General features: G+C 48.6%; 31 protein-coding genes, 1 pseudogene and 1 other annotated feature. Of the genes and pseudogenes, 18 read left to right on the top strand and 14 right to left on the bottom strand.

Annotated elements, in window-relative coordinates; genetic code table 11:
• Positions 1 to 156: 156 nt before the first annotated feature.
• The 5 genes from ymiC to topA all read right to left on the bottom strand — a co-directional run bounded on the left by ymiC (position 157) and on the right by topA (position 4,776).
• Positions 157 to 252: a small membrane protein YmiC gene (ymiC, locus tag AABJ99_RS13360; RefSeq protein WP_001310756.1), complete on the bottom strand. Its 96-nt coding sequence runs from the start codon at positions 250 to 252 to the stop codon at positions 157 to 159.
• Between the two features lie 113 nt (positions 253 to 365).
• The gene (gene yciX, locus AABJ99_RS13365; protein ID WP_001353237.1) at positions 366 to 533 is read right to left on the bottom strand and encodes a protein YciX; all 168 of its coding nucleotides are present in this window, start codon (positions 531 to 533) and stop codon (positions 366 to 368) included.
• A 2-nt stretch (positions 534 to 535) separates the two neighbouring features.
• The gene (gene ymiA / locus AABJ99_RS13370) at positions 536 to 676 is read right to left on the bottom strand and encodes a YmiA family putative membrane protein (protein WP_001300896.1); all 141 of its coding nucleotides are present in this window, start codon (positions 674 to 676) and stop codon (positions 536 to 538) included.
• Between the two features lie 318 nt (positions 677 to 994).
• The gene (cysB, locus tag AABJ99_RS13375; protein WP_000776253.1) at positions 995 to 1,969 is read right to left on the bottom strand and encodes an HTH-type transcriptional regulator CysB; all 975 of its coding nucleotides are present in this window, start codon (positions 1,967 to 1,969) and stop codon (positions 995 to 997) included.
• 209 nt (positions 1,970 to 2,178) lie between these two features.
• Positions 2,179 to 4,776 carry a type I DNA topoisomerase gene (topA, locus tag AABJ99_RS13380; protein ID WP_039020811.1) on the bottom strand — a complete coding sequence of 866 codons (2,598 nt, stop codon included), beginning with the start codon at positions 4,774 to 4,776 and terminating at the stop codon, positions 2,179 to 2,181.
• A gap of 379 nt (positions 4,777 to 5,155) precedes the next feature.
• Between topA and yciN the strand changes: the two genes are divergently transcribed.
• Positions 5,156 to 5,407, top strand: a complete 252-nt coding sequence (gene yciN, locus AABJ99_RS13385; protein ID WP_001031527.1) for a YciN family protein — start codon at positions 5,156 to 5,158, stop codon at positions 5,405 to 5,407.
• Between the two features lie 35 nt (positions 5,408 to 5,442).
• Here the strand turns inward: yciN and sohB are convergent, their stop codons facing one another.
• Positions 5,443 to 6,492 (bottom strand): protease SohB, encoded by a 1,050-nt coding sequence (gene sohB, locus AABJ99_RS13390; protein ID WP_000422059.1) that lies wholly within the window; start codon positions 6,490 to 6,492, stop codon positions 5,443 to 5,445.
• A 219-nt stretch (positions 6,493 to 6,711) separates the two neighbouring features.
• Here sohB and yciK point away from each other — a divergent pair, with 219 nt between their 5' ends.
• The gene (gene yciK, locus AABJ99_RS13395; RefSeq protein ID WP_000559303.1) at positions 6,712 to 7,470 is read left to right on the top strand and encodes a YciK family oxidoreductase; all 759 of its coding nucleotides are present in this window, start codon (positions 6,712 to 6,714) and stop codon (positions 7,468 to 7,470) included.
• Positions 7,467 to 8,057, top strand: coding sequence for a cob(I)yrinic acid a,c-diamide adenosyltransferase (gene cobO / locus AABJ99_RS13400; protein WP_039020810.1), 591 nt, complete (start codon positions 7,467 to 7,469; stop codon positions 8,055 to 8,057). Before yciK ends, cobO begins: the two co-directional genes overlap by 4 nt.
• A gap of 56 nt (positions 8,058 to 8,113) precedes the next feature.
• Here the strand turns inward: cobO and AABJ99_RS13405 are convergent, their stop codons facing one another.
• The 5 genes from AABJ99_RS13405 to rnm form a co-directional block, all read right to left on the bottom strand.
• Positions 8,114 to 8,422 carry a hypothetical protein gene (locus AABJ99_RS13405; RefSeq protein WP_001000715.1) on the bottom strand — a complete coding sequence of 103 codons (309 nt, stop codon included), beginning with the start codon at positions 8,420 to 8,422 and terminating at the stop codon, positions 8,114 to 8,116.
• Between the two features lie 9 nt (positions 8,423 to 8,431).
• Positions 8,432 to 9,454, bottom strand: coding sequence for a hypothetical protein (locus AABJ99_RS13410; RefSeq protein ID WP_039020809.1), 1,023 nt, complete (start codon positions 9,452 to 9,454; stop codon positions 8,432 to 8,434).
• Positions 9,455 to 9,623: 169 nt separating this feature from the next.
• Positions 9,624 to 10,499 carry a 23S rRNA pseudouridine(2605) synthase RluB gene (gene rluB / locus AABJ99_RS13415; protein ID WP_001291206.1) on the bottom strand — a complete coding sequence of 292 codons (876 nt, stop codon included), beginning with the start codon at positions 10,497 to 10,499 and terminating at the stop codon, positions 9,624 to 9,626.
• Between the two features lie 100 nt (positions 10,500 to 10,599).
• Positions 10,600 to 11,220, bottom strand: coding sequence for an L-threonylcarbamoyladenylate synthase (yciO, locus tag AABJ99_RS13420; RefSeq protein WP_001353240.1), 621 nt, complete (start codon positions 11,218 to 11,220; stop codon positions 10,600 to 10,602).
• Positions 11,217 to 12,098 (bottom strand): RNase RNM, encoded by an 882-nt coding sequence (rnm, locus tag AABJ99_RS13425; protein WP_002431520.1) that lies wholly within the window; start codon positions 12,096 to 12,098, stop codon positions 11,217 to 11,219. The genes yciO and rnm overlap by 4 nt, the downstream gene beginning before the upstream one ends.
• A 136-nt stretch (positions 12,099 to 12,234) precedes the next feature.
• On the opposite strand from rnm, the gene trpL reads away from it, so the two are divergent.
• The 9 genes from trpL to yciE all read left to right on the top strand — a co-directional run bounded on the left by trpL (position 12,235) and on the right by yciE (position 20,606).
• A complete protein-coding gene (gene trpL, locus AABJ99_RS13430) occupies positions 12,235 to 12,279 on the top strand; it encodes a trp operon leader peptide (protein WP_001700591.1) in 45 nt (14 codons plus the stop codon).
• Positions 12,256 to 12,349 (top strand) — a sequence feature (Trp leader region). Its footprint overlaps the gene before it by 24 nt.
• Before the next feature lie 21 nt (positions 12,350 to 12,370).
• Complete coding sequence (trpE, locus tag AABJ99_RS13435) at positions 12,371 to 13,933, top strand: anthranilate synthase component I (RefSeq protein ID WP_039020808.1); 1,563 nt, start codon at positions 12,371 to 12,373, stop codon at positions 13,931 to 13,933.
• Positions 13,933 to 15,528 (top strand): bifunctional anthranilate synthase glutamate amidotransferase component TrpG/anthranilate phosphoribosyltransferase TrpD, encoded by a 1,596-nt coding sequence (trpD, locus tag AABJ99_RS13440; RefSeq protein WP_039020807.1) that lies wholly within the window; start codon positions 13,933 to 13,935, stop codon positions 15,526 to 15,528. The genes trpE and trpD overlap by 1 nt, the downstream gene beginning before the upstream one ends.
• Complete coding sequence (gene trpCF, locus AABJ99_RS13445) at positions 15,529 to 16,890, top strand: bifunctional indole-3-glycerol-phosphate synthase TrpC/phosphoribosylanthranilate isomerase TrpF (protein WP_338387361.1); 1,362 nt, start codon at positions 15,529 to 15,531, stop codon at positions 16,888 to 16,890. It begins immediately after the preceding gene.
• 11 nt (positions 16,891 to 16,901) lie between these two features.
• Positions 16,902 to 18,095: a tryptophan synthase subunit beta gene (gene trpB / locus AABJ99_RS13450; protein WP_000209509.1), complete on the top strand. Its 1,194-nt coding sequence runs from the start codon at positions 16,902 to 16,904 to the stop codon at positions 18,093 to 18,095.
• Positions 18,095 to 18,901: a tryptophan synthase subunit alpha gene (trpA, locus tag AABJ99_RS13455; protein ID WP_039020806.1), complete on the top strand. Its 807-nt coding sequence runs from the start codon at positions 18,095 to 18,097 to the stop codon at positions 18,899 to 18,901. Before trpB ends, trpA begins: the two co-directional genes overlap by 1 nt.
• Before the next feature lie 380 nt (positions 18,902 to 19,281).
• Complete coding sequence (gene yciG, locus AABJ99_RS13460) at positions 19,282 to 19,461, top strand: general stress protein (RefSeq protein ID WP_000807647.1); 180 nt, start codon at positions 19,282 to 19,284, stop codon at positions 19,459 to 19,461.
• 92 nt (positions 19,462 to 19,553) lie between these two features.
• Positions 19,554 to 20,054 (top strand): ferritin-like domain-containing protein, encoded by a 501-nt coding sequence (gene yciF / locus AABJ99_RS13465; RefSeq protein WP_001056439.1) that lies wholly within the window; start codon positions 19,554 to 19,556, stop codon positions 20,052 to 20,054.
• Between the two features lie 45 nt (positions 20,055 to 20,099).
• The gene (yciE, locus tag AABJ99_RS13470; protein ID WP_115738307.1) at positions 20,100 to 20,606 is read left to right on the top strand and encodes a ferritin-like domain-containing protein; all 507 of its coding nucleotides are present in this window, start codon (positions 20,100 to 20,102) and stop codon (positions 20,604 to 20,606) included.
• Between the two features lie 59 nt (positions 20,607 to 20,665).
• Here the strand turns inward: yciE and ompW are convergent, their stop codons facing one another.
• Positions 20,666 to 21,304, bottom strand: a complete 639-nt coding sequence (gene ompW / locus AABJ99_RS13475) for an outer membrane protein OmpW (RefSeq protein WP_000737226.1) — start codon at positions 21,302 to 21,304, stop codon at positions 20,666 to 20,668.
• A 239-nt stretch (positions 21,305 to 21,543) separates the two neighbouring features.
• Here ompW and AABJ99_RS13480 point away from each other — a divergent pair.
• The 4 genes and pseudogenes from AABJ99_RS13480 to yciA all read left to right on the top strand — a co-directional run.
• A pseudogene (locus AABJ99_RS13480) lies at positions 21,544 to 21,633 on the top strand (YkgJ family cysteine cluster protein); the annotation flags it as partial.
• A gap of 27 nt (positions 21,634 to 21,660) precedes the next feature.
• Positions 21,661 to 22,404 (top strand): YciC family protein, encoded by a 744-nt coding sequence (yciC, locus tag AABJ99_RS13485; RefSeq protein ID WP_000028542.1) that lies wholly within the window; start codon positions 21,661 to 21,663, stop codon positions 22,402 to 22,404.
• A 29-nt stretch (positions 22,405 to 22,433) separates the two neighbouring features.
• Entirely contained in the window at positions 22,434 to 22,973 is a 540-nt protein-coding gene (gene yciB / locus AABJ99_RS13490) for a septation protein A (protein ID WP_000808667.1), read from the top strand.
• 104 nt (positions 22,974 to 23,077) lie between these two features.
• Positions 23,078 to 23,476 (top strand): acyl-CoA thioester hydrolase YciA, encoded by a 399-nt coding sequence (gene yciA, locus AABJ99_RS13495; RefSeq protein WP_000108160.1) that lies wholly within the window; start codon positions 23,078 to 23,080, stop codon positions 23,474 to 23,476.
• 39 nt (positions 23,477 to 23,515) lie between these two features.
• On the opposite strand, the gene tonB is transcribed toward yciA, so the two are convergent.
• On the bottom strand, positions 23,516 to 24,235 hold the full coding sequence (gene tonB, locus AABJ99_RS13500) for a TonB system transport protein TonB (protein ID WP_000171276.1): 720 nt from the start codon (positions 24,233 to 24,235) through the stop codon (positions 23,516 to 23,518).
• Between the two features lie 223 nt (positions 24,236 to 24,458).
• Here tonB and yciI point away from each other — a divergent pair, with 223 nt between their 5' ends.
• Both yciI and kch read left to right on the top strand, forming a co-directional pair.
• Positions 24,459 to 24,755 (top strand): YciI family protein, encoded by a 297-nt coding sequence (gene yciI / locus AABJ99_RS13505; RefSeq protein ID WP_000967595.1) that lies wholly within the window; start codon positions 24,459 to 24,461, stop codon positions 24,753 to 24,755.
• A gap of 300 nt (positions 24,756 to 25,055) precedes the next feature.
• The gene (gene kch / locus AABJ99_RS13510) at positions 25,056 to 26,309 is read left to right on the top strand and encodes a voltage-gated potassium channel protein (RefSeq protein ID WP_039020804.1); all 1,254 of its coding nucleotides are present in this window, start codon (positions 25,056 to 25,058) and stop codon (positions 26,307 to 26,309) included.
• 54 nt (positions 26,310 to 26,363) lie between these two features.
• Here the strand turns inward: kch and yciY are convergent, their stop codons facing one another.
• Complete coding sequence (gene yciY / locus AABJ99_RS13515) at positions 26,364 to 26,537, bottom strand: YciY family protein (protein WP_001309467.1); 174 nt, start codon at positions 26,535 to 26,537, stop codon at positions 26,364 to 26,366.
• Positions 26,538 to 26,678: the final 141 nt, after the last annotated feature.

Consider the following 26,678-nt stretch of genomic DNA (forward strand, 5'->3'; position numbering starts at 1 on the left):
CCTTAATGACAGGGTTGCGAAGCCCTGATTCTCTTCAGGGTGAATATTAAAGATAACACAAACATTGCGTAACGATTTGATAACAACCCAAATTGATAAAAGAGGAGAAACCTTGTGGCAAAGCAAATGAAAACCCCGCCGCAGCGGGGTCAGGAATCAGTGAGTAATGATCCAGAGGAGTTCGGCCCAGAAGAGCATCGACAGAGAAAATGCGCCCATCCAGGACCAATATTTCATATTTGTGTTGATCATAGGCTACACCCTTAACGGTTATTACTTTGTGTTGAGATAACTCAACCTGTTATTGCTGCGGTGTATTAAAAGCCCTTTAATTCATTAAAAATGGGTAATAAGAATGATGATAATTATTGTTTCGGCTGATCATCTTCAGCAAACAGTTCTATAAAGGCTTGCTGCTGCGTTGTTAGTTGCCAGTCGTCTGGAATAACGACGGAACATTCCCGTTTCGTTACTGGTTCATTGTCACTATGCTGACATAATGGTGACGACTCCAGTTGCTCCTGACCGACCATAGTTATCCCCACACTTTCCAAATCAGCAGTGCGACAACCACCCAGAAAAGTGCAGAACCAAGAAATACCGCTAGCCAGGCTTTGCGTTTTAATTCAGGGTCCCGGCGGGGTTCCTGATTTCCAGAAGGCATTGCTAACCTCATATAATCGCCATCACTTATCAGCAAGACGTTGAACGATTGGTGTAATTAATCATACGATGAGACAAATCCTAAAGAAACTTTAGTCAAAAATCCAGCGAATTTACGAATCGTCTCCAGTGAATAATTCAATCTTTTGACCTGAAATAGATATTTGAAAACTGGAGTTTGCGAGGCGGGTAATTAGACACTACTTTACAGGTAATTTACCCTATAAATATGAGGGATAAAAATATTGTGCACGGTATACAAATAAGCAACAAAAGAGAATATATTCCGGCACCTTCGCTACATAAAAGGTGCCGAAAATAACGCAAGAAATTATTTTTCCGGCAGTTTTATATCTTTAAACATGACCTCAATTTCTTCATTAGAGCGCAATGCGACAGCCGCATCAACGACATCACGCGTTAAATGCGGTGCAAAACGCTGAATGAAATCATACATATAACTGCGCAAAAAAGTACTACGGCGAAAACCAATTTTGGTTGTACTGTGGCTGAAGATATCGTGAGCATCAACGCGCACCAGGTCGGGATCGGCGACCGGATCCACCGCCATGCTGGCAATAACCCCTACCCCCAACCCTAACCGGACGTAAGTTTTAATGACGTCAGCATCCGTTGCCGTGAAGACGATACGCGGCGTTAACCCTGCGCGGTTAAAGGCAGTATCCAGTTCTGAGCGTCCGGTAAAGCCGAAGGTATATGTCACCAACGGATATTGCGCCAGTTCTTCAATGGTAATGGCTTTTTTGCCTGCCAGAGGATGATCCGGGGTTACCACAATAGCCCGGTTCCAGTGGTAGCACGGTAACATCACTAAATCTTCATACAGATGCAGCGCTTCTGTGGCGATAGCGAAATCGGCATTGCCTTTAGAGACAGCATCAGCAATTTGTGTCGGCGAGCCCTGGTGCATATGCAAAGAAACGCGAGGATAACGCTCAATAAAGCCTTTGATGACGTTTGGTAACGCATAGCGTGCCTGGGTATGCGTGGTGGCGATATACAGCGAGCCTTTATCCGGCCAGGTGTGCTCTCCGGCGACCGATTTTATGGCATCGACTTTCGACAGGACTTCACGAGCGATACGAATTATTTCTTGTCCTGCTGGCGTTACCTGCGTCAGGTGCTTGCCGCTTCGGGAAAAAATTTGAATGCCTAGCTCGTCTTCCAGCATTCTGACTTGTTTACTGATCCCGGGTTGTGATGTGTAAAGTCCTTCCGCCGTTGATGAGACATTCAGGTTATGATTGACCACCTCAACAATATAGCGAAGTTGTTGTAATTTCATGTTAAACCATCCACTTAGACGCCATCAGAACATCGTTTTTTCGTCACACCTGGCGGGTGACTAATACGATTTAATAATAAAAAAGGTGCTAACTATAACCACTATATCATTTATAGCCTTAGTGTATAGGTGTGAAGAAAAAATAATATGCAATAAAAAAGGGCCGCTTTCGCGACCCTTTGTTTATAATAACCTGACAGAATTAAAGGTTATTTTTTCCCTTCAACCCATTTGCCATCAACATAAAATGCTGACCAGCCAGTCGCCTTTCCGTCTTTTTCCGAAGAGACATATTGCTGTTTGGTTTTACGGCTAAAGCGAACCATGGTCTTATTACCTTCCGGATCCTGCTGTGGCGCATCGGCCAGATAACGCAGTTTTTCCGGCAGACGGTCGCGGAAGCGATAAAGCTCTTCCACCAGTGGCGCACGTGTTTCACGCGATTTCGGGAAGGTATTGGCCGCCAGGAACACACCGGCAGCACCGTCACGCAGCACGAAATGAGCATCTGATTTTTCGCACGGCAGCTCCGGTAATGGCACCGGATCTTCCTTCGGTGGTGCCACTTCGCCGTTACGTAAAATCTTACGTGTGTTTTTACACTCTTCGTTAGTGCAGGCCATGTATTTACCGAAACGCCCCATTTTCAGGTGCATTTCAGATCCACATTTTTCACACTCAACTATCGGGCCGTCATAACCTTTAATGCGGAATTCGCCCTCTTCGATCTCGTAACCGTCGCAGGTTGGGTTATTACCACAGACATGCAACTTACGTTTCGGATCGATGAGATAGCTGTCCATCGCCGTGCCGCATTTCGGGCAACGACGTTTTGCGCGCAGCGCGTTGGTTTCAGCGTCTTCACCTTCCAGCACGTTCAGCACTTCGTTTTCCGGCACCAGGTTGATGGTGGTTTTGCAACGCTCTTTCGGTGGCAGAGCGTAGCCGGAACAGCCAAGGAATACCCCGGTGCTCGCTGTGCGAATACCCATTTTGCGACCACAGGTCGGGCAGTCGATGCTGGTCAGAACCATCTGGTTCGGGCGCATACCCCCCTCTTCGGGATCTTTTTCAGCTTTATCTAACTGCTGGGTGAAATCCGAGAAGAAGTGATCCAGTACAGCTTTCCACTCTGCTTCGTGATTTGCCACCTGGTCGAGGCTGTTTTCCATCTGTGCGGTGAAGTCGTAGTTCATTAACTCACGGAAATTCTCTTCCAGGCGATCGGTGACGATTTCGCCCATTTTTTCCGCATAGAAACGACGATTTTCTACTCGCACATAGCCACGATCCTGAATGGTCGAAATGATCGACGCGTAGGTAGACGGACGACCGATACCGCGTTTTTCCAGCTCTTTAACCAGCGATGCTTCACTGAAACGGGCTGGCGGCTTGGTAAAGTGCTGGGCTGGTGTCAGTTCAACGAGCGTCAGAGCATCGCCTTTATCGACTGCCGGTAAGATACGATCTTCATCGCCTTTACGCAGTGCAGGCATCACTTTCGTCCAGCCATCAAAGCGCAAAATACGACCGCGTGCTTTCAGGCGGAAATCGCCCGCACCAACGGTCAGCGTCGTGGAGTCATATTTCGCTGGGGTCATCTGGCAGGCAACGAACTGACGCCAGATTAACTGGTACAGTTTCTGCGCATCTGCTTCCATATCCTTCAGCGATTCCGCCATCACATTGACGTCAGAAGGACGAATCGCTTCGTGCGCTTCCTGTGAGTTTTCTTTGCTGGCGTACTGATTCGGACTTTCCGGCAGATATTTCTTACCAAAATTATCGCTGATATAACCGCGAACCATATTTACTGCGTCCTGACTCAGGTTGGTGGAGTCGGTACGCATGTAAGTGATATAGCCTGCTTCATACAAACGCTGCGCCATCATCATGGTTTTTTTCACGCCAAAACCAAGACGGGTGCTGGCAGCTTGTTGCAGCGTAGAGGTAATAAAAGGAGCGCCAGGTTTACTGGTTGTCGGTTTGTCTTCACGTTCCAGCACGCTGTAGCGCGCTTTTTCCAGCAGACTTACCGCAGCCTGAGTTTGTTCTTTGTTGACCGGGCGGAACGGTTTGTCGTTCTGATGAGTCACCTGCAACGCCAACGCATCACCAGATGGCGTGGTCGTGCTGGCATCGACTTCCCAGAACTCTTCCGGTACGAACGCTTTAATTTCACGCTCACGCTCGACCACCAGGCGGACCGCCACCGACTGCACACGACCTGCAGACAGACCACGAGCGATCTTTTTCCACAGCAGCGGCGAAACCATATATCCCACCACGCGGTCCATAAAGCGACGCGCCTGCTGGGCATTAACACGATCAATATTCAGCTCACCTGGTTTGTTAAATGCCTGGCGGATCGCGTTTTTAGTAATTTCGTTAAACACCACTCGGCTATAGCGCGCATCATCACCACCAATCACTTCCCGCAGGTGCCATGCAATGGCTTCCCCTTCGCGGTCAAGGTCGGTTGCGAGATAGATGTGGTCGGCTTTTTCAGCCAGTTGTTTCAGTTCAGAGACGACCTTCTCTTTACCAGGCAACACTTCATAGTGCGCCTCCCAATTGTGCCACGGGTCAACCCCCATACGGTTGACGAGAGCGCCACGTTCATCCTTTTTAGGCTTTTTAGCCGTCTTGGTGGAGGTAGAGTCGGCACTCTTTTTGGCAGCTGAGCCACTGGTCGGCAAATCGCGGATGTGACCGACGCTGGATTTCACCACGTAGTCACTACCCAGATACTTGTTGATCGTTTTGGCTTTTGCCGGGGACTCAACGATGACAAGAGCTTTACCCATATTCACCTTACCTAATTTGATTCTTCCAGGAATGCGTCGCACGTTGATAAACCTTCCACTGGCAACGAGTTACCGATATGGACTCGTTCTCTGCGGATATCAACCCCTTGTCGTGACTCTGTTCACGAAAATTCAGGTGACTGAGTTAACAGGTCTTGGCCTACAGGCGCTATAGCACGACGGAATTTTGGTCGAATGTCAAGCAAATCTATTGCCAGATTGACGAAAGCGTCACACTGTACCTGATAAAATCCGATACGCAACTTTATTAGCATGCAAAATCCAAAGTTGCCAGTAAGGCGCTCTTGCCACCAGCGTGGTATATTTGTCTGCAAGCCATGCCTGGCGTAGACTAATGTCCTTGTTTAAGGAGTAAATAATGAACAAAGAGACACAACCCATCGACCGCGAAACGCTGTTGAAAGAGGCCAATAAAATCATTCGTGAGCATGAGGATACGCTCGCAGGGATTGAAGCCACCGGCGTCTCGCAGCGTAATGGCGTGCTGGTCTTTACCGGCGACTACTTTTTAGATGAACAAGGATTGCCAACAGCCAAAAGCACTGCGGTGTTTAATATGTTCAAACACCTGGCCCATGTGCTTTCAGAAAAATATCACCTGGTTGATTAAAGCAAAACGCGAGGTCTTACCCTCGCGTTTATCTTTTACATCAATGGCTTTTGCCCCCGCTGCCACCAGCGTAGCAACAATCGATCGGCGCTCTCTGCCGCGCTGCCGGTGAATCGGTCAATGAGTCTTTTACGCTGCATATAGCGTACATTGACCACTTCACGGCCTTCCATCAGGCTAAGAATAACCTCATCACTGGTGTTGATTTCATCAACCAGGCCTTTCTCTACCGCCTGTTGTCCGTACCAGTGTTCACCCGTTGCCACCTGTTCAATATCCAGAGACGGACGCATACGCTTCACAAAATCTTTAAATAACTGATGCGTTTCGTTCAGCTCTTCGCGGAATTTCTCCCGCCCTTCTTCGGTGTTTTCACCCAGCAAGGTCAGCGTGCGCTTATACTGCCCGGCGGTGTGCAGTTCGATATCAATATCTTTGCTTTTCAGGAAGCGGTTAAAGTTGGGCATTTGCGCCACCACCCCAATGGAACCCACAATAGCAAACGGTGCGGAAACAATTTTGTCCGCCACACAGGCCATCATGTAACCGCCGCTGGCAGCAACTTTGTCTACCGTAACAGTTAAAGGAATGTTTTTATCACGCAGACGCTGCAGCTGCGAAGCCGCCAGCCCGTAACCATGCACCATGCCACCAGGGCTTTCCAGACGTAGCACAACCTGATCCTGCGGTTTAAATGCTGCGAGTACCGCCGTTATCTCTTCACGTAGCGAGTTCACTTCATGGGCGTCCATGCTGCCTTTAAAATCCAGCACCCAGACGCGAGGTTTACTGTCAGTTGCCACCTCGCCCAGTTTGGCTTTCGCTTTTGCGGCTTTCGCTTCTTGCTTGTGCTTTTTCTTCTGCGCTTTATGCCACTGTTTTTGCTGATGAGTGTCCATCAGCGCCGCGGCCAGTTCTTCTTTCATCTCCTTATACTGTTCGCTGAGATTGTTGACCCGTAACTCGCCACGCTGGCGTTTATTACGTTGAGCAACATTGACAATAATGGCGGCAATCGCCGCAATCGCTAGCACAACGGTAACGATTTTCGCCAAAAACAAACCATATTCAGACAACAATTCCACGAGTCCCCACCTTGGTTAAACAACGCTTTGGCTCACAGTTTACAACAGGCATGTTAAGCCGTCTCGCAGAGATGTTATTGCAGCGAAAGTATGACAAAGTATCCATTTTGCGGTGTTATCGCCCCAGGCTGATTGAAATGCCCTTCTGTTTCAGGCATAAAGCCCCAAAGTCTTAAAGTACACTGGCAGCGCGACAGACAACGTCGTTGAGGAGTAGCCATGCATTACCAGCCAAAACAAGATTTACTCAATGATCGCATTATCCTGGTGACGGGAGCCAGCAATGGTATTGGTCGTGAAGCCGCGATGACGTATGCACGCTATGGTGCGACAGTGATTCTGTTGGGCCGTAATGAAGAAAAATTACGTCAGGTAGCCAGCCACATAAACGAAGAAACTGGGCGTCAGCCACAGTGGTTTATTCTCGATTTGCTGACCTGCACGTCCGAAGATTGCCAACAACTGGCACAGCGCATTGCCGTTAATTATCCGCGTCTGGATGGTGTTTTGCATAATGCCGGATTGCTCGGCGATGTTTGCCCAATGAGCGAGCAAAACCCGCAGGTCTGGCAGGACGTCATGCAGGTCAACGTTAATGCCACCTTTATGCTCACCCAGGCACTGCTTCCTTTATTACTCAAATCGGACGCCGGTTCACTGGTCTTTACTTCGTCAAGCGTTGGACGTCAGGGGCGTGCAAACTGGGGCGCTTATGCAGCGTCGAAATTTGCCACCGAAGGGATGATGCAGGTACTGGCCGATGAATATCAGCAGCGCCTGCGCGTCAACTGCATTAACCCAGGCGGTACGCGCACCGCTATGCGGGCCAGTGCCTTCCCGACCGAAGATCCACAGAAACTTAAAACCCCCGCTGATATCATGCCGCTCTACCTCTGGCTGATGGGCGATGACAGCCGCCGTAAAACCGGCATGACCTTTGACGCCCAACCGGGCCGTAAACCAGGAATATCCCAATGAGTGATGAACGCTACCAACAGCGTCAGCAGCGTGTAAAAGATAAAGTGGATGCCCGTGTGGCCCAGGCCCAGGATGAACGAGGTATTATCATCGTCTTTACCGGCAATGGAAAAGGCAAAACCACCGCAGCATTTGGTACGGCAACACGCGCAGTTGGTCACGGAAAAAAAGTGGGCGTCGTGCAGTTTATTAAAGGCACCTGGCCTAATGGCGAACGAAATCTGCTGGAACCACACGGCGTTGAATTTCAGGTGATGGCAACGGGCTTTACCTGGGATACGCAAAACCGCGAATCTGATACCGCGGCCTGCCGTGAAGTCTGGCAACATGCCAAACGAATGCTGGCAGATGCTTCACTGGATATGGTTTTGCTCGATGAGCTGACTTATATGGTGGCGTATGACTATTTGCCACTGGAAGAAGTGGTGCAGGCGTTAAATGAACGTCCACATCAACAGACGGTGATTATCACGGGGCGTGGTTGTCATCGGGATATTCTTGAACTGGCGGATACGGTAAGTGAATTACGCCCCGTCAAACATGCGTTTGATGCTGGTGTTAAGGCGCAAATCGGGATTGATTATTAAGTGAAAGCACCTCAAAAGTTCGCCTCTTGAGGTGCTAATTTTAGATACTGAATGGCTTAATTAGCCACGGCAAAATTAAGAAGAGCTTGAATTTTATTCAAGTGTGCGGGATATTCCATGTCATTATCCGCATTGACGTCTTCAATAAACAGTATTAATTCAGTGATCAAATCATTAGCATCTTCATAACTAATACCAGTCAGTTCTGGTGACGTTTGCGAGCCATAATTAATTGTCAGATTATTCATTACCGACAAAACCAGAATAAAATATTTGTGACATATATCGCAAGTTGTTCGGTTTCCTAAGGCATAGTACAGCATATTGAGCAATGCCAGTATTCGTCGATTTTGCACATCGTTCATAATGACCTCCTATAACATAACTCCGCTGGCAATAAGAAGTTTTGCCAGCTCCTCTGACGCCTGTAGACCACTAATAACTTGAGAACGCAGGATCTCATTCCTACGCTCTAAATCCGCTTTAGAAAGAGATTTATTAGAGTATAAATCTTGTAGATGATTTCCTTTATCCATGAAGGCATTAATAGCTTGTATTGCTGGAGCCGCCGGATCAGATGAACGCAATCTGCTTTCATTAAGATTAATTACTGCACTCAAAAATTCCTGTCTACTCTTTAATGTTTTAAATTCTATGTTTTTAGTATTTGCTCGGGCCTTATTATAGTAATAAAAATTATTGCTGATGTTCGCAAAATTATTCCAATCCATTTGCTGCTGTTTCGTTGCTATATCATCGAGTAAATCTTGTAAATTTCTTTGAAGTCGTGGCCAGTCACTACCTACCGTTTTACCAACATTTTCTGATTTAATCTTCTCTTTATATAATCCATTGAAATATTGAACTAAATCTTTAACAGCTACAGCTGACTTAGTCAGTTCTTCACCTTCTGAAAGGCCAAGTAGTTTTTGGGCGTTGTTTGCATGATCGAGCGCCTGATTAAGTAATATAATTTGTTTACTATCGTCAACATCCATATCCACCGTCAACAACTCCACATAGGAGCTCATACTGTTAACGACCTCAAGTGAAGCCAGTAGCTTTTGTTTTTCTGTGGTTGCCAATTGAACTTTAGTAACGTCTTTATACGATGTTTTGTCCCCTTTCTCTGATTGCATACATAAGGACTCTTTATTAGTATTATTTTCCATAATCGTTTCATAATCAGGTCGCAATGCACAATCCGGATTAGTCGCATAAAAATTAACAAGAAAGTTTTCACGAGAAGCATAGTATTGTTTAAAGAAACTTGCATTCGCCGCAACCGCCTTGTTACCCGCAGTAATAACAGTTTCAGCTTGTTCATTTTTCAATGCTTCAGTTGCACAACCTGAAAGCATTAACAGCGATAGAAATAATCCACTATATCTAATCATAACCCACCTCTTGACGTTGAGTTTATCTCAGATAATTAAATAGTAATGTGGCTATTCCCTGGCATTATTCATAAGCAAGTATGAAATTAAATTAAAATACTGCGACTATTTATCATGCTTCAAATGAAGAAAAGGCCCCGCAGGGCCTTTATTTAATACTTAACTTAAATTAACCGTTATTATTACGTCCACCAGAACGACGACCGCCGCTGACCTGGCTGTGACGTTTCACCGCACGACGAATTTGATTCGCCTTCATACGACGACGGTCTTTTTCTACAGCAACTTTAGAGCTGGTTTCTGGCGGTAGTTCCACCAGCTCACGCAGATAGTTAGTCTGGGCAAGATCCAGCTCAGTCCAGCCACCGCGTGGCAGACCTTTCGGCAGTGGGATATCACCGTAACGCACGCGGATCAGACGGCTCACCTGCACACCAACAGCTTCCCAAAGACGACGAACTTCACGGTTACGGCCTTCGGTCAGAGTAACGTTGTACCACTGGTTGATCCCTTCGCCGCCGCTGAACTTAATGGTTTTAAAGGCTGCCGGACCATCTTCCAGCTGCACGCCACGACTCAAATCACGCAGTTTCGCGTCGTCAACCTGACCAAATACACGCACGGCATATTCACGTTCAACTTCACGGCTTGGATGCATTAAACGGTTTGCCAGTTCACCATCGGTGGTGAACAGCAGCAGACCACAGGTGTTAACGTCCAGACGACCTACGGCAATCCAGCGTGCGCCACGCAGCTTTGGCAGACGGTCAAATACCGTTGGACGCCCTTCCGGATCGTTACGGGTACACAACTCACCTTCCGGTTTGTAATAGGCCAGAACGCGACAAATTTGTTCAGCGGACTCACGTACCGAAATCAGGTGACCATCGATACGGATTTTCAGTCCAGGGGTAATTTCAACACGATCGCCGAGTTTAGCAATTTTGCCATCTACACTCACACGACCGGCTTCAATAATAGATTCGATTTCACGGCGAGAACCGTGGCCGGCACGCGCCAGCACTTTCTGTAGCTTTTCGCTCATAGAGCTTCCTTTTGGTGTCGCCTTCCCAGGCGTCGAACAGGAGAATCAATGGCGCAGTAGAGCGCCATTTTAAGGCCGCGTAGTATACAGAGTTAAGCACTTATAAAAAAGGCTTCACATCACCTACGCCTTCACGCAATACGACTGGCGTATCATCGGTGAGATCAATAACCGTTGTTGGTTTCTGCCCGAGATAGCCGCCGTGAATAATCAAATCCACCTGTTTTTCCAGACGGTCTTTAATTTCTTCCGGATCAGACTCGGTAAATTCGCTGCCTGGTAGCATCAACGAAGTGGAAAGCATCGGTTCGCCCAATGCTTCAAGCAACGCCTGCGCAATCGGGTTAGAAGGCACACGCATACCGATGGTTTTGCGTTTTTCCTGCAACAGACGGCGTGGCACTTCCTTCGTCCCCTTCAGGATGAAAGTGTAGTTACCCGGCGTGTTGTTTTTCATCAAACGAAACGCAACGTTATCGACAAATGAATAGGTCGAGAGTTCAGAAAGATCGCGACACATCAGGGTAAAGTTGTGACCGTCCGGCAGCTGGCGAATACGACAAATACGCTCCATGGCGTTTTTATCTTCAATTTTACAGCCGAGCGCATAGCCGGAATCAGTTGGATAAACAATCACCCCCCCTTTACGCACGATCTCCACCGCCTGGTTGATCAGACGTTGCTGCGGGTTATCAGGATGAATATAAAAAAACTGGCTCATAATTCCCTCTCTGTGGTGTTCTGCGGCTGTTCCCATAGCTGCCAGACGCCTTCAACGCCTGCGGGCAGCCAGAGTTTACGACCCAGTTCGATCCACGGGCATGGCTGATGAAAATCAGATCCTTGTGATGCCCATAAATGATGCTGGCGAGCAAGCGTCGCCAGTTGGGTGCGTTCATTGGGCGATTGCTGGCACTGCGCGACTTCCATCGCGTCGCCGTGGTGTTCGGCAAAATGCGCAACCAATCTTTTCAGCCATTTAGCACTAAGATTGTACCGCCCAGGATGAGCTAGCACCGCCTTACCGCCGGAATGATGAATGACATCAATAGCTTGTTCTATTGTACACCACTGTGGCGGAACGTATCCGGTTTTCCCGCGTGCCAGATATTTTTTAAAGACATCCGCTATTGAACTGGCTTTGCCACATTCAACCAAGAAACGAGCAAAATGACCGCGCGTCACCGCACCGCCCTGCGCCAGTCGTTGCGCGCCTTCCAGCGCCCCAGGTATTTGCGCTTTTTCCAGTCTTTCAGCAATTAACTTCGCCCGCTGATTGCGCCGTTCTGTCTGCTGCGCGAGGAACTCACACATTAGCGGATGAGTAATATCAATATTCAGCCCGACAATATGAATTTCATGATTTTCCCAGACGGTGGATATTTCCACGCCAGGAATAAGATTCAGTGCCAGTCCTGAACGTGAAATTTCTTCTCTTGCTGGCGCGATTGCCGCTGTGGTGTCATGGTCGGTGATCGCCAGGGTGCCGACGCGCATCTCGACTGCACGGTGCACCAATGCTTCTGGCGTCAGGCAGCCATCGGAAGCTGTGGTATGGCTGTGCAGGTCATAAATCACTGCGTAATTCGTGTCGCTCAAGGCGCACTCCCGTTTTGGATAATGTTTTTGCGCCGACATCATAACGGTTCTGGCAAATATTCTGAAATGAGCTGTTGACAATTAATCATCGAACTAGTTAACTAGTACGCAAGTTCACGTAAAAAGGGTATCGACAATGAAAGCGATTTTCGTACTGAAAGGTTGGTGGCGCACTTCCTGAAACGGGCAGTGTATTCACCATGCGTAAAGCAATCAGATACCCAGCCCGCCTAATGAGCGGGCTTTTTTTTGAACAAAATTAGAGAATAACAATGCAAACACAAAAACCGACTCTCGAACTGTTAACCGGCGAAGGTGCTTATCGCGATAATCCGACCGCGCTTTTTCATCAGTTGTGTGGGGATCGTCCGGCAACGCTGCTGCTGGAATCCGCAGATATCGACAGCAAAGATGATTTAAAAAGTCTATTGCTAGTGGACACTGCGCTGCGCATTACAGCATTAGGTGACATTGTCACTATTCAGGCACTTTCCGGCAATGGCGAAGCTCTGCTGGCATTACTGGATAACGCCCTGCCTGCTGGGGTCGATAATGAGCAATCGCCACAATGCCGCGTACTGCGCTTCCCCCCGGTCAGTCCACTGTTGGATGAAGACGCCCGCTTATGCTCCCTTTCGGTTTTTGACGCTTTCCGCTTATTACAGAATCTGTTGAATGTACCGAAGGAAGAACGGGAAGCGATGTTCTTTGGCGGCCTGTTCTCTTATGACCTTGTGGCGGGGTTTGAAGATTTACCGCAACTGGCAGCGGAAAATAACTGCCCTGATTTCTGTTTTTATCTCGCTGAAACGCTGATGGTTATCGATCATCAGAAAAAAAGCACCCGCATTCAGGCCAGCCTGTTTACTCCAAATGAAGAAGAAAAACAACGTCTCACTGCTCGCCTGAACGAACTTCGCCAGCAACTGACCGAAACCGCGCCACCGCTGCCGGTAGTTTCCGTGCCGCATATGCGTTGTGAATGTAATCAGAGCGATGAAGAGTTCGGTGGCGTAGTGCGTTCGTTGCAAAAAGCGATTCGCGCCGGAGAAATTTTCCAGGTCGTGCCATCTCGCCGTTTCTCGCTGCCCTGCCCGTCACCGCTGGCGGCCTATTACGTGCTGAAAAAGAGTAATCCCAGCCCGTACATGTTTTTTATGCAGGATAATGATTTCACCCTGTTCGGTGCGTCGCCAGAAAGTTCGCTCAAGTTTGACGCCTCCAGCCGCCAGATTGAGATCTACCCGATTGCCGGAACACGTCCACGCGGTCGTCGTGCCGATGGTTCACTGGACAAAGACCTCGACAGCCGCATCGAACTGGAAATGCGTACCGACCATAAAGAACTTTCAGAACATCTGATGCTGGTGGATCTCGCCCGTAATGATCTGGCACGCATTTGCACTCCTGGCAGCCGCTACGTAGCCGATCTCACCAAAGTTGACCGTTACTCTTACGTGATGCATCTCGTCTCCCGCGTGGTCGGTGAGCTGCGCCACGATCTTGACGCCCTGCACGCTTACCGCGCCTGTATGAACATGGGTACGTTAAGCGGTGCCCCAAAAGTGCGCGCCATGCAGTTAATTGCCGAAGCGGAAGGTCGTCGACGCGGCAGCTACGGCGGTGCGGTAGGTTATTTCACCGCACATGGCGATCTCGACACCTGCATTGTGATCCGCTCTGCGCTGGTGGAAAACGGCGTCGCCACCGTGCAGGCCGGTGCTGGCGTGGTCCTTGATTCTGTTCCGCAGTCGGAAGCCGACGAAACCCGTAATAAAGCCCGCGCTGTACTGCGCGCTATCGCCACCGCGCATCATGCACAGGAGACTTTCTGATGGCTGACATTCTGCTGCTCGATAATATCGACTCTTTTACTTATAACCTGGCAGATCAGTTGCGCAGCAATGGGCATAACGTGGTGATTTACCGCAACCATATTCCGGCGCAAACCTTAATTGAACGTCTTGCGACCATGAGCAATCCGGTGCTGATGCTTTCTCCTGGCCCCGGAGTGCCGAGTGAAGCGGGTTGTATGCCGGAACTCCTCACCCGTTTGCGTGGCAAGCTGCCAATTATTGGCATTTGCCTCGGACATCAGGCGATTGTCGAAGCTTACGGGGGCTATGTCGGTCAGGCGGGCGAAATTCTTCACGGTAAAGCGTCGAGCATTGAACATGACGGTCAGGCGATGTTTGCCGGATTAACAAACCCATTGCCGGTGGCGCGTTATCATTCGCTGGTTGGCAGTAATATTCCGGCAGGTTTAACCATCAACGCCCATTTTAATGGCATGGTGATGGCGGTGCGTCATGATGCGGATCGCGTTTGTGGATTCCAGTTCCATCCGGAATCCATTCTCACCACCCAGGGCGCTCGCCTGCTGGAACAAACGCTGGCCTGGGCGCAACAGAAGCTGCAGCCGACCAACACACTGCAACCAATTCTGGAAAAACTGTATCAGGCGCAGACGCTTAGCCAACAAGAAAGCCACCAGCTGTTTTCAGCGGTGGTGCGTGGCGAGCTGAAACCGGAACAACTGGCGGCTGCATTGGTCAGCATGAAAATTCGCGGCGAGCACCCGAACGAAATCGCCGGAGCAGCAACGGCGCTACTGGAAAACGCCGCGCCGTTCCCGCGCCCGGATTATCTGTTTGCTGATATCGTCGGCACAGGTGGTGACGGCAGCAACAGCATCAACATTTCTACTGCCAGTGCTTTTGTCGCTGCGGCCTGTGGACTGAAAGTGGCGAAACACGGTAACCGCAGCGTCTCCAGTAAATCTGGCTCGTCAGATCTGCTGGCTGCGTTCGGTATCAACCTGGATATGAATGCCGATAAATCGCGCCAGGCGCTCGACGAGTTAGGCGTCTGCTTTCTCTTTGCACCGAAATACCACACCGGATTTCGCCACGCGATGCCCGTTCGCCAGCAACTGAAAACCCGCACCCTGTTCAACGTGCTGGGGCCACTGATTAACCCGGCGCATCCGCCGCTGGCGCTAATTGGTGTCTACAGCCCGGAACTGGTGCTGCCAATTGCCGAAACCTTGCGCGTGCTGGGGTATCAACGCGCAGCGGTGGTGCACAGCGGGGGGATGGATGAAGTTTCATTACACGCGCCGACAATCGTTGCCGAACTGCATGACGGCGAAATTAAGAGCTATCAGTTGACCGCTGAAGATTTTGGCCTGACACCCTACCATCAGGAGCAACTGGCAGGCGGAACACCGGAAGAAAACCGTGACATTTTAACACGCTTGTTACAAGGTAAAGGCGACGCCGCCCATGAAGCAGCCGTCGCGGCGAATGTCGCCATGTTAATGCGCCTGCATGGCCAGGAAGATCTGCAAACCAATGCGCAAACCGTTCTTGAGGTACTGCGCAGTGGTTCCGCTTACGACAGAGTCACCGCACTGGCGGCACGAGGGTAAATGATGCAAACCGTTTTAGCGAAAATCGTCGCAGACAAGGCGATTTGGGTAGAAGCCCGCAAACAGCAGCAACCGCTGGCCAGTTTTCAGAATGAGGTTCAGCCGAGCACGCGACATTTTTATGATGCACTGCAAGGCGCACGCACGGCGTTTATTCTGGAATGCAAAAAAGCGTCGCCGTCAAAAGGCGTGATCCGTGATGATTTCGATCCGGCACGCATTGCCGCCATTTATAAACATTACGCTTCGGCAATTTCGGTGCTGACTGATGAGAAATATTTTCAGGGGAGCTTTGATTTCCTCCCCATCATCAGCCAAATCGCCCCGCAGCCGATTTTGTGTAAAGACTTTATTATCGACCCTTACCAGATCTATCTGGCGCGCTATTACCAGGCCGATGCCTGTTTATTAATGCTGTCGGTGCTGGACGACGATCAGTATCGCCAGCTCGCTGCTGTAGCCCACAGTCTGGAGATGGGCGTGCTGACCGAAGTCAGTAATGAAGAGGAGCTGGAGCGCGCCGTTGCATTGGGAGTAAAAGTCGTTGGCATTAACAACCGCGATCTGCGTGATTTGTCGATTGATCTTAACCGTACCCGCGAGCTTGCGCCGAAACTGGGGCACAACGTGACGGTAATCAGCGAATCCGGCATCAATACTTACGCCCAGGTGCGTGAGTTAAGCCACTTCGCTAACGGCTTTCTGATTGGTTCGGCGCTAATGGCCCATGATGATTTGAACGCCGCCGTGCGCCGGGTGTTGCTGGGTGAGAATAAAGTGTGTGGTCTGACGCGTGGGCAAGATGCTAAAGCAGCTCATGACGCGGGCGCGATTTACGGTGGATTGATATTTGTTACAACGTCACCCCGTTGCGTCAGCGTTGAACAGGCGCAGGAAGTGATGGCTGCGGCACCGTTGCAATACGTTGGCGTGTTCCGCAATCACGATATTGCCGATGTGGTGGACAAAGCTAAGGTGTTATCGCTGGCGGCAGTGCAACTGCATGGTAATGAAGATCAGCTGTATATCGACACTCTGCGTGAGGCTCTGCCAGCAAACGTCGCCATCTGGAAGGCTTTAAGTGTCGGTGAAACTCTTCCCGCGCGCGATTTTCAGCACATCGATAAATATGTATTCGACAACGGTCAGGGCGGGAGCGGACAACGTTTCGACTGGTCACTGTTAAACGGTCAATCGCTTGGCAACGTTCTGCTGGCGGGTGGCTTAGGCGCAGATAACTGCGTGGAAGCGGCACAAACCGGCTGCGCCGGGCTTGATTTTAATTCTGCTGTAGAGTCGCAACCGGGCATCAAAGACGCACGTCTTTTGGCCTCGGTTTTCCAGACGCTGCGCGCATATTAAGGAAAGGAACAATGACAACATTACTTAACCCGTATTTTGGTGAGTTTGGCGGCATGTACGTGCCACAAATCCTGATGCCTGCTCTGCGCCAGCTGGAAGAAGCTTTTGTCAGCGCGCAAAAAGATCCTGAATTTCAGGCCCAGTTTAACGACCTGCTGAAAAACTATGCTGGTCGCCCAACCGCGTTGACCAAATGCCAGAACATTACAGCCGGCACTAACACCACGCTGTATCTGAAGCGTGAAGATTTACTGCACGGTGGCGCGCATAAAACTAACCAGGTGCTCGGTCAAGCTTTACTGGCGAAGCGGATGGGTAAAACTGAAATCATTGCCGAAACCGGTGCAGGTCAGCATGGCGTGGCTTCTGCACTTGCAAGCGCCCTGCTCGGCCTGAAATGCCGTATTTATATGGGTGCCAAAGACGTTGAACGCCAGTCGCCTAACGTTTTTCGTATGCGTTTGATGGGTGCGGAAGTGATCCCGGTGCATAGCGGTTCCGCGACGCTGAAAGATGCCTGTAATGAGGCGCTACGCGACTGGTCCGGCAGTTATGAAACCGCGCACTATATGCTGGGCACTGCAGCTGGCCCGCATCCTTACCCGACCATTGTGCGTGAGTTTCAGCGGATGATTGGCGAAGAAACGAAAGCGCAGATTCTGGAAAGAGAAGGTCGTCTGCCGGATGCCGTTATTGCCTGTGTTGGCGGCGGTTCGAATGCCATCGGCATGTTTGCTGATTTCATCAACGAAACCGACGTCGGCCTGATTGGTGTAGAGCCCGGCGGTCATGGTATCGAAACTGGCGAGCACGGCGCACCGTTAAAACATGGTCGCGTGGGCATCTATTTCGGTATGAAAGCGCCAATGATGCAAACCGAAGACGGGCAGATTGAAGAATCTTACTCGATTTCTGCCGGACTGGATTTCCCGTCTGTCGGCCCACAACACGCTTATCTCAACAGCATTGGACGCGCTGATTACGTGTCAATCACCGATGATGAAGCTCTGGAAGCCTTCAAAACGCTGTGCCTGCACGAAGGGATTATCCCGGCGCTGGAATCCTCACATGCGCTGGCCCACGCACTGAAAATGATGCGCGAAAACCCGGAAAAAGAGCAGTTGCTGGTGGTTAACCTTTCCGGTCGCGGCGATAAAGACATCTTCACCGTTCACGATATTTTGAAAGCTCGAGGGGAAATCTGATGGAACGCTATGAAACTCTGTTTGCCCAGTTGAAGGAACGCAAAGAAGGCGCATTTGTTCCTTTCGTCACCCTCGGTGATCCGGGCGTAGAGCAGTCGCTGAAAATTATCGATGCTTTGATCGAAGCTGGTGCCGACGCGCTGGAGTTAGGCATCCCCTTCTCCGACCCACTGGCAGATGGCCCGACGATTCAAAACGCCACACTGCGTGCCTTTGCGGCAGGTGTGACCCCGGCGCAGTGCTTTGAGATGCTGGCACTCATTCGCCAGAAGCACCCGACCATTCCCATCGGCCTTTTGATGTATGCCAACCTGGTGTTTAACAAAGGCATTGATGAGTTTTATGCCGAGTGCGAGAAAGTCGGCGTCGATTCGGTGCTGGTTGCCGATGTGCCCGTGGAAGAGTCTGCGCCCTTCCGCCAGGCCGCGTTGCGCCATAACGTTGCACCTATCTTCATCTGCCCGCCGAATGCTGATGATGATTTACTGCGCCAGATTGCCTCTTACGGTCGTGGTTACACCTATTTATTGTCGCGTGCGGGCGTGACCGGAGCTGAAAACCGCGCCGCGTTACCTCTCAATCATCTGGTTGCGAAGCTGAAGGAGTATAACGCGGCGCCTCCACTGCAAGGATTTGGTATTTCCGCCCCGGATCAGGTAAAAGCAGCGATTGATGCAGGAGCTGCGGGCGCGATTTCTGGTTCGGCAATTGTTAAAATCATCGAGCAACATATTAATGAGCCAGAGAAAATGCTGGCGGTACTGAAAGCTTTTGTACAACCGATGAAAGCAGCGACGCGCAGTTAATCCCACAGCCGCCAGTTCCGCTGGCGGCATTTTAACTATCTTTAATGAAGCAGGAAAAATCCTAAATTCATTTATTATTTATCTTTTTACCGTTTCGCTTACCCCTGACGTACGTCAACTTACGTCATTTTTCCGCCCAAAAGTAATATAATCAAACAAATTAATCCCGCAACAAAACACTACTAAAATCAATAATTTTCTCTAACCCACTTATTTCTTGGGTCTTTATGAATATATCGAAAGTCTTTTTCAAAATATATTTTTCACATTCCTTCTCACTTTGCTCAATTTGACTAATTCTCATTACCGACTAATTTTAATGAGTGTCGACACACAACACTCATATTAATGAAACAATGCAACGCAACGGGAGAAATAACATGGCCGAACATCGTGGTGGTTCAGGAAATTTCGCCGAAGACCGTGAGAAGGCATCCGACGCAGGCCGTAAAGGCGGTCAACACAGCGGCGGTAATTTTAAAAATGATCCGCAACGCGCATCCGAAGCGGGTAAAAAAGGCGGTCAGCACAGCGGTGGAAATAAATCAGGAAAATCCTGACCCGCCGTTAATTATTAATATCAGCTGAAGTTGATAAAGATAATTGCTTCTGCGGGCCGTATGGCTCGCAGTGATTTTACTGGAGTAAAAATATGAATATGAAGTCCATTGAAGATGTATTTATTCACCTGCTTTCAGACACCTACAGTGCAGAAAAACAATTAACACGGGCACTGGCAAAACTCGCCAGAGCAACATCAAACGAAAAATTAAGTCAGGCTTTTCATGCACACCTCGAGGAAACTCATGGACAGATTGAACGTATTGATCAAGTTGTGGAATCTGAACCGAACCTGAAAATTAAGCGCATGAAATGTGTGGCAATGGAAGGTCTCATTGAAGAAGCTAATGAGGTCATCGAAAGTACCGAGAAAAACGAAGTACGTGATGCCGCACTGATTGCCGCTGCACAGAAAGTTGAGCACTATGAGATCGCCAGTTATGGGACATTAGCGACACTGGCTGAGCAATTAGGTTATCGTAAAGCAGCGAAGCTTCTGAAAGAAACCCTGGAAGAAGAAAAGGCCACCGACATCAAATTGACTGATCTGGCCCTTAATAACGTAAATAAGAAAGCAGAAAATAAAGCCTGAAATATGAACTTTAACTTTTAGTCATTTTATAAAGAGGACATTTTCATGAATCGTATTGAACATTATCATGACTGGTTACGTGACGCCCACGCAATGGAAAAGCAAGCCGAATCTATGCTTGAATCCATGGCCAGTCGTATAGATAATTATCCTGAACTACGCGCTCGTATTGAACAACATCTTAGTGAAACCAAAAACCAGATTGTTCAACTGGAAACTATTCTTGACCGTAATGACATTTCACGTTCAGTCATTAAAGATTCCATGAGTAAAATGGCTGCGCTTGGGCAGTCAATCGGTGGTATATTCCCTTCTGATGAAATAGTCAAAGGCTCTATTAGCGGATATGTCTTCGAGCAATTTGAAATCGCCTGTTACACCTCACTATTAGCAGCAGCAAAAAATGCCGGTGATACAGCTTCAATTCCAACCATTGAAGCGATTTTAAATGAGGAAAAAGAAATGGCCGAGTGGCTGATTCAGCATATTCCGCAAACAACTGAGAAATTTTTAATACGCTCTGAAACTGATGGCGTAGAAGCGAAGAAATAATACCCTTTATACCATGTCCTTATTGACCCCGTACATTACGGGGTCGTTTTTATGCGGAATTAAAAACGATATCCTGCTGAGAACATAAACACCCACGGATCGAGGCGTACGCTATCGTGTTGCTGTGCACCGCCCAGTTTATAATTGGCGGTGGTATCGATATCCATGTACCACACTGACATGTTAACCAACCAGTCACGGTTAATCAGATAATCAACCCCCACCTGCCCGGCAGCTCCCCAGGAATCTTTCAGACTGAGATCGGAAAGCCCCGCCTCTTTGCCATGATCGTTAAATCCATTATCAAAGAAGGTGGTGTAGTTAATACCTGCCCCGACGTAAGGACGGAATTTGCTGCTGGCATCACCAAAATACCACTGCGCCATCAGTGTTGGTGGCAGATGATGAACGGTTGCAATATCGCCGGTCGCCCGGGTGCCGATTTTATGGCGGAACGGCGTCGCTGCCAGTAATTCCACACCAATGTTGTCGGTCGCCATATAAGTAAACGTCAGGCCCAGTTGCGTGTTATTGGTCACGCTGAATCCACCCAGACTTCCTAACGTACCACCAGCACCTTCTGTTGGACGTACGGTTGCAGAACCTGCACGCATAAAAAATTCGCCTGCTTCATGCGCAAAGGCACTGCCAGAGAGAAGAGTTGTTACTGCCAAAGCCGCCACTGTTAACTTTTTCATATCCGCTCCGTCGTTATGGTTATAAAAACGTGACGAATATACCCACATTGGAGTAACAAATGATCCTACATAGATCACATTACATATGATAATTCACCATTTATTGATCTGGATTAATTTAGAAGTTGCACTGGAAATCCTGGTTAATGTGATTTAAATCAATTTTTAAATATTTTCGCTACGCAAATATTAACTCGCTCGCCACTTGCAGCGGTTTGCCCACGCCTGAAGGCCAGCAATTACCTCCGCTTTACAAAGATATGCTTTTCCATACAAGACCTGATGCTGCCACCCGAGGCTTAACCAGGGTACAATTGCCCGCTAATTAACACCTGCATAAAACTCAAGGAGAGTGCATGTCTATCACGGCGCAGTCCGTATACCGTGACACCGGAAATTTCTTCCGTAATCAATTTATGACCATTCTGTTGGTATCGTTGCTATGTGCGTTTATCACAGTGGTGTTAGGGCATGTTTTCTCACCCAGTGATGCACAGCTTGCTCAGCTCAATGACGGCGTGCCCGTTAGCGGCAGTAGTGGATTGTTCGACCTGGTTCAGAATATGTCACCTGAACAGCAACAAATTTTGCTGCAGGCTTCAGCGGCGTCCACTTTTTCAGGATTAATCGGTAACGCCATTCTCGCCGGAGGCGTAATATTAATTATCCAACTGGTGTCTGCGGGTCAGAGAGTCAGTGCGCTTCGAGCTATTGGTGCCAGTGCGCCGATATTGCCAAAGTTATTTATTCTGATTTTTCTGACTACCCTTTTAGTACAGATTGGCATCATGCTGGTGGTCGTTCCGGGAATTATCATGGCCATTTTACTGGCTCTGGCACCGGTGATGTTGGTACAGGACAAAATGGGCATTTTTGCCTCGATGCGTAGCAGTATGCGGCTGACATGGGCGAATATGCGTCTGGTGGCACCCGCAGTACTGAGCTGGTTGCTGGCAAAAACACTGTTGCTGCTTTTTGCCTCTTCTTTTGCCGCATTAACCCCGGAAATTGGTGCCGTACTGGCGAACACTTTGAGCAACATGATTTCAGCCGTACTGCTCATCTATCTGTTCCGCCTGTATATGTTGATTCGCCAATAACCTTAAGCATTTGATTACGGAATCGTAAAATGAAGCAGTTTCTTGATTTTTTACCGCTGGTTGTCTTTTTCGCGTTTTACAAGATTTATGACATCTATGCGGCTACTGCGGCGCTGATCGTCGCTACGGCGATTGTGCTTATATATAGCTGGGTTCGCTTTCGTAAGGTTGAGAAGATGGCCCTGATCACTTTTGTTCTGGTGGTCGTCTTCGGTGGCTTGACGCTGTTCTTCCACAATGATGAGTTTATTAAATGGAAGGTCACTGTCATTTATGCCCTGTTTGCAGGTGCCCTGTTAGTCAGCCAATGGGTGATGAAAAAGCCGCTAATTCAGCGGATGCTGGGTAAAGAACTCACGCTGCCGCAACCGGTATGGTCGAAGCTGAATCTGGCCTGGGCTGTTTTCTTTATCCTTTGCGGTCTGGCAAACATCTACATCGCATTCTGGCTGCCGCAAAATATTTGGGTCAACTTTAAAGTGTTTGGCCTGACCGCTCTTACCTTAATCTTCACATTGTTAAGCGGTATCTATATCTACCGCCACATGCCGCAGGAAGATAAATCCTAACCAGACTGCCAGTCCTTCGGGGCTGGCACTGTATCTCCTCTGTTCTCCTCAGGAAAATCATAGTAGCATCGCGCCTGTGATTTTCCTTTTAAGTCGGTTTTACCATGTCTACAACACATAACGTCCCTCAGGGCGATCTTGTTTTACGTACTTTAGCCATGCCCGCCGATACCAATGCCAATGGTGACATCTTTGGTGGTTGGTTAATGTCACAAATGGATATTGGCGGCGCTATTCTGGCGAAAGAAATTGCGCACGGTCGCGTAGTGACCGTGCGGGTTGAAGGAATGACTTTCTTACGACCGGTTGCGGTCGGCGATGTGGTGTGCTGCTATGCACGCTGTGTCCAGAAAGGGACGACATCGGTCAGCATTAATATTGAAGTGTGGGTGAAAAAAGTCGCGTCTGAACCCATCGGGCAACGCTATAAAGCGACAGAAGCATTATTTAAGTATGTCGCGGTTGATCCTGAAGGAAAACCTCGCGCCTTACCTGTTGAGTAATAGTCAAAAGCCTCCGGTCGGAGGCTTTTGACTTTCTGCTTACTGGATTTCGGTGGTGCCGTTAATTTTAAACAGGATATTCACCACAATCCCACTGCCTGGCTTACCCGGCTCATAACGCCATCTGCGCATCGCATTTTTCACCTCACGCTCAAACATGTTCGCAGGCTTGGCTGAGAGGATTTGCACGTTATCCACGCGACCATCCGGCGTGACATCAAATTTAACTTTAACCTGCCCTTCAATGCGCAATGCCTGTGCTCGTGCCGGATACTGCGGCTGATTGCGACTTAATGCGCGTGGTCCTGAAGCCACACTTGTAACCGGCTTGCTGGTTGCAGCCGTCGCCGTACTTGATGTCGGGCGCGCGGGTGCCGTATTTTCAAACGGTGATGCCGGACGCGACTCTACGGGTTTGACATCGCGTTTTGGCTGCTCCTGTACCTTTTTCACCGGCTTCGGTTTTGGCTTAGGTTTCGGCTTAGGCTTTTCAATGACCACCGGTGCTTCTTTTGGCGGTTCAGGGATCGGCTCAGGTTCCGGTTCTGGCTCTACCACCGGCTCCGGTGGCGGCTGAACGGCTTGTGGCGGTTCGAGATCCGCAGGCGCAACCATCGTGACAGAAATTGGCTGCGCAGGCGCAGGTAGTTCAATAACCTGATGTACCGAGGTATAGAGCAGACCCGCCACAACAGCACCATGAATGCAGACCGAAAGTAACGTCGGCCAGGGGAAGCGGCGAGGTAAATCAAGGGTCATTGAAGTCATAATCATTTCAGTAGAAAAACCAGGCCTCGATTTTAAATGCAAATAGCAATCATATTCAATAAGGCAAGACGATCAGGATCAGTGAAAATGTCATTTTTGGCGTAATTGACCTTACTTTATGCATGGTCTTAACAAAGACATCATCTTTCCGTTGCAGATCTTCGCCCTTTCAAATAACGTACTTTACAACTTTCCCGAACAAGGAGTTGTGCCCGTGTTGTATGTTATTTACGCTCAAGACAAAGCTGATAGCCTCGAAAAACGCCTTTCCGTTCGTCCGGCACATTTAGCACGTTTACAGTTACTGCATGATGAAGGTCGATTGTTGACCGCCGGTCCAATGCCAGCAGTAGACAGTAACGATCCAGGGGCTGCGGGATTTACTGGCTCAACCGTTATTGCTGAATTTGAATCGCTGGAAGCAGCTCAGGCCTGGGCCGATGCTGACCCGTACGTAGCGGCAGGAGTCTATGAACACGTTTCAGTGAAACCATTTAAGAAAGTGTTCTGAATAGAGATTCAATATTTAAGGGCACGGTTTTAGCAACCGTGTTCTAGTTTGGCCTTTCCTTATAGGTCGGTCAGTGCATTCACCCCCACAAGCAGATAATAACTTTATCTGTATTTCTTTATATGATGTGAGCATATTCAGGAAAAATGCCCTTTCCTGACGCAGAGTTGCTCACTCAAAACCTTTGATTACTTCAGATAAAGTCATCTACTATTGTTTAACACATTCACGTGCTGCATGTATGTTCAGAAAATGTGCACGTTGAGATAATTAAACAAAATTGTGGTTACAGAGGTATCAGTGAGTCACTGGACTACATTCAAACAAACAGCAACAAATTTATGGGTGACCCTACGGCACGACATTCTCGCGCTGGCCGTCTTTTTAAATGGATTGCTTATTTTTAAAACAATCTATGGTATGTCGGTCAATTTGCTTGATATTTTCCATATAAAAGCCTTTTCAGAGTTAGATCTCTCCTTGCTGGCAAATGCCCCACTCTTTATGCTCGGCGTCTTTCTTGTCCTGAACTCCATTGGCTTACTGTTCCGGGCAAAGCTCGCATGGGCAATCAGTATCATTTTGTTGTTGATAGCGCTAATTTACACCCTGCATTTTTATCCCTGGCTGAAATTTAGTATTGGATTTTGCATTTTTACGCTGGTGTTTTTGCTGATACTGCGCAAAGACTTCTCCCACAGTAGCGCCGCAGCCGGGACAATTTTCGCATTTATTAGTTTCACGACGTTACTGTTTTACTCCACCTACGGTGCGCTTTATTTAAGCGAAGGTTTTAATCCGCGAATAGAAAGTTTGATGACCGCGTTCTATTTTTCGATAGAAACCATGTCAACCGTCGGCTATGGCGATATTGTCCCTGTTTCTGAATCAGCACGATTATTCACTATTTCGGTCATTATTTCCGGCATTACCGTTTTTGCCACCTCCATGACTTCAATTTTTGGTCCGCTTATCCGCGGGGGATTCAACAAACTTGTAAAAGGAAACAATCATACAATGCATCGTAAAGATCATTTTATTGTTTGCGGGCATTCGATTCTCGCCATCAATACGATTCTGCAACTGAATCAACGCGGACAAAATGTAACGGTTATCAGCAACTTGCCTGAAGATGATATCAAGCAACTTGAGCAACGCTTAGGTGATAACGCTGATGTTATCCCCGGTGACAGTAATGACAGTTCAGTATTAAAGAAAGCGGGAATCGATCGATGCCGGGCCATTCTGGCGCTGAGTGATAACGATGCTGATAACGCGTTTGTTGTACTATCGGCAAAAGATATGAGCAGTGATGTCAAAACAGTTCTCGCCGTCAGTGATAGCAAAAACCTGAATAAGATTAAGATGGTACATCCGGATATCATTCTCTCGCCGCAACTGTTTGGCAGCGAAATTCTGGCGCGGGTCTTAAATGGTGAAGAGATTAATAATGATATGCTCGTTTCAATGTTGTTGAACTCCGGTCATGGCATTTTCAGCGATAACGATGAACAAGAAACGAAAACTGACAGCAAAGAATCGGCGCAAAAATAGAGTTTGAAGACGAAAGGGCAAACTTATTGGGCACCGCAATGGTGCCCAGAACATTTAGATATTGTAGATCGCAAACAATAACGAGTTACGCTGTTTGTTTAGAATGCACTTCCTGATGCTGTGGATACGCATATTTCGGCGCGACTGCCCCTCAAGCCAACGCGATTTACGTCGGCTAGCCTGACGCTGCATGCGCCAGCGCCCCACTTCCGTTCTACTCCGCTTCATGTTAACTACTCTATGCAATAACAGAATGGTCATTATACCCCCGACCCCGACGCTGACCAGTGCTTTTCCCGCGTTTTTATTTGCCAGATGAATCCATATGCGTAAACTCATAACAATGCGCTTTCAAAAGGATTTCTAATC

The sequence above is a fragment of the Escherichia coli genome (assembly GCF_036503815.1).
In the GTDB taxonomy this organism is placed as follows: domain Bacteria; phylum Pseudomonadota; class Gammaproteobacteria; order Enterobacterales; family Enterobacteriaceae; genus Escherichia; species Escherichia coli_F.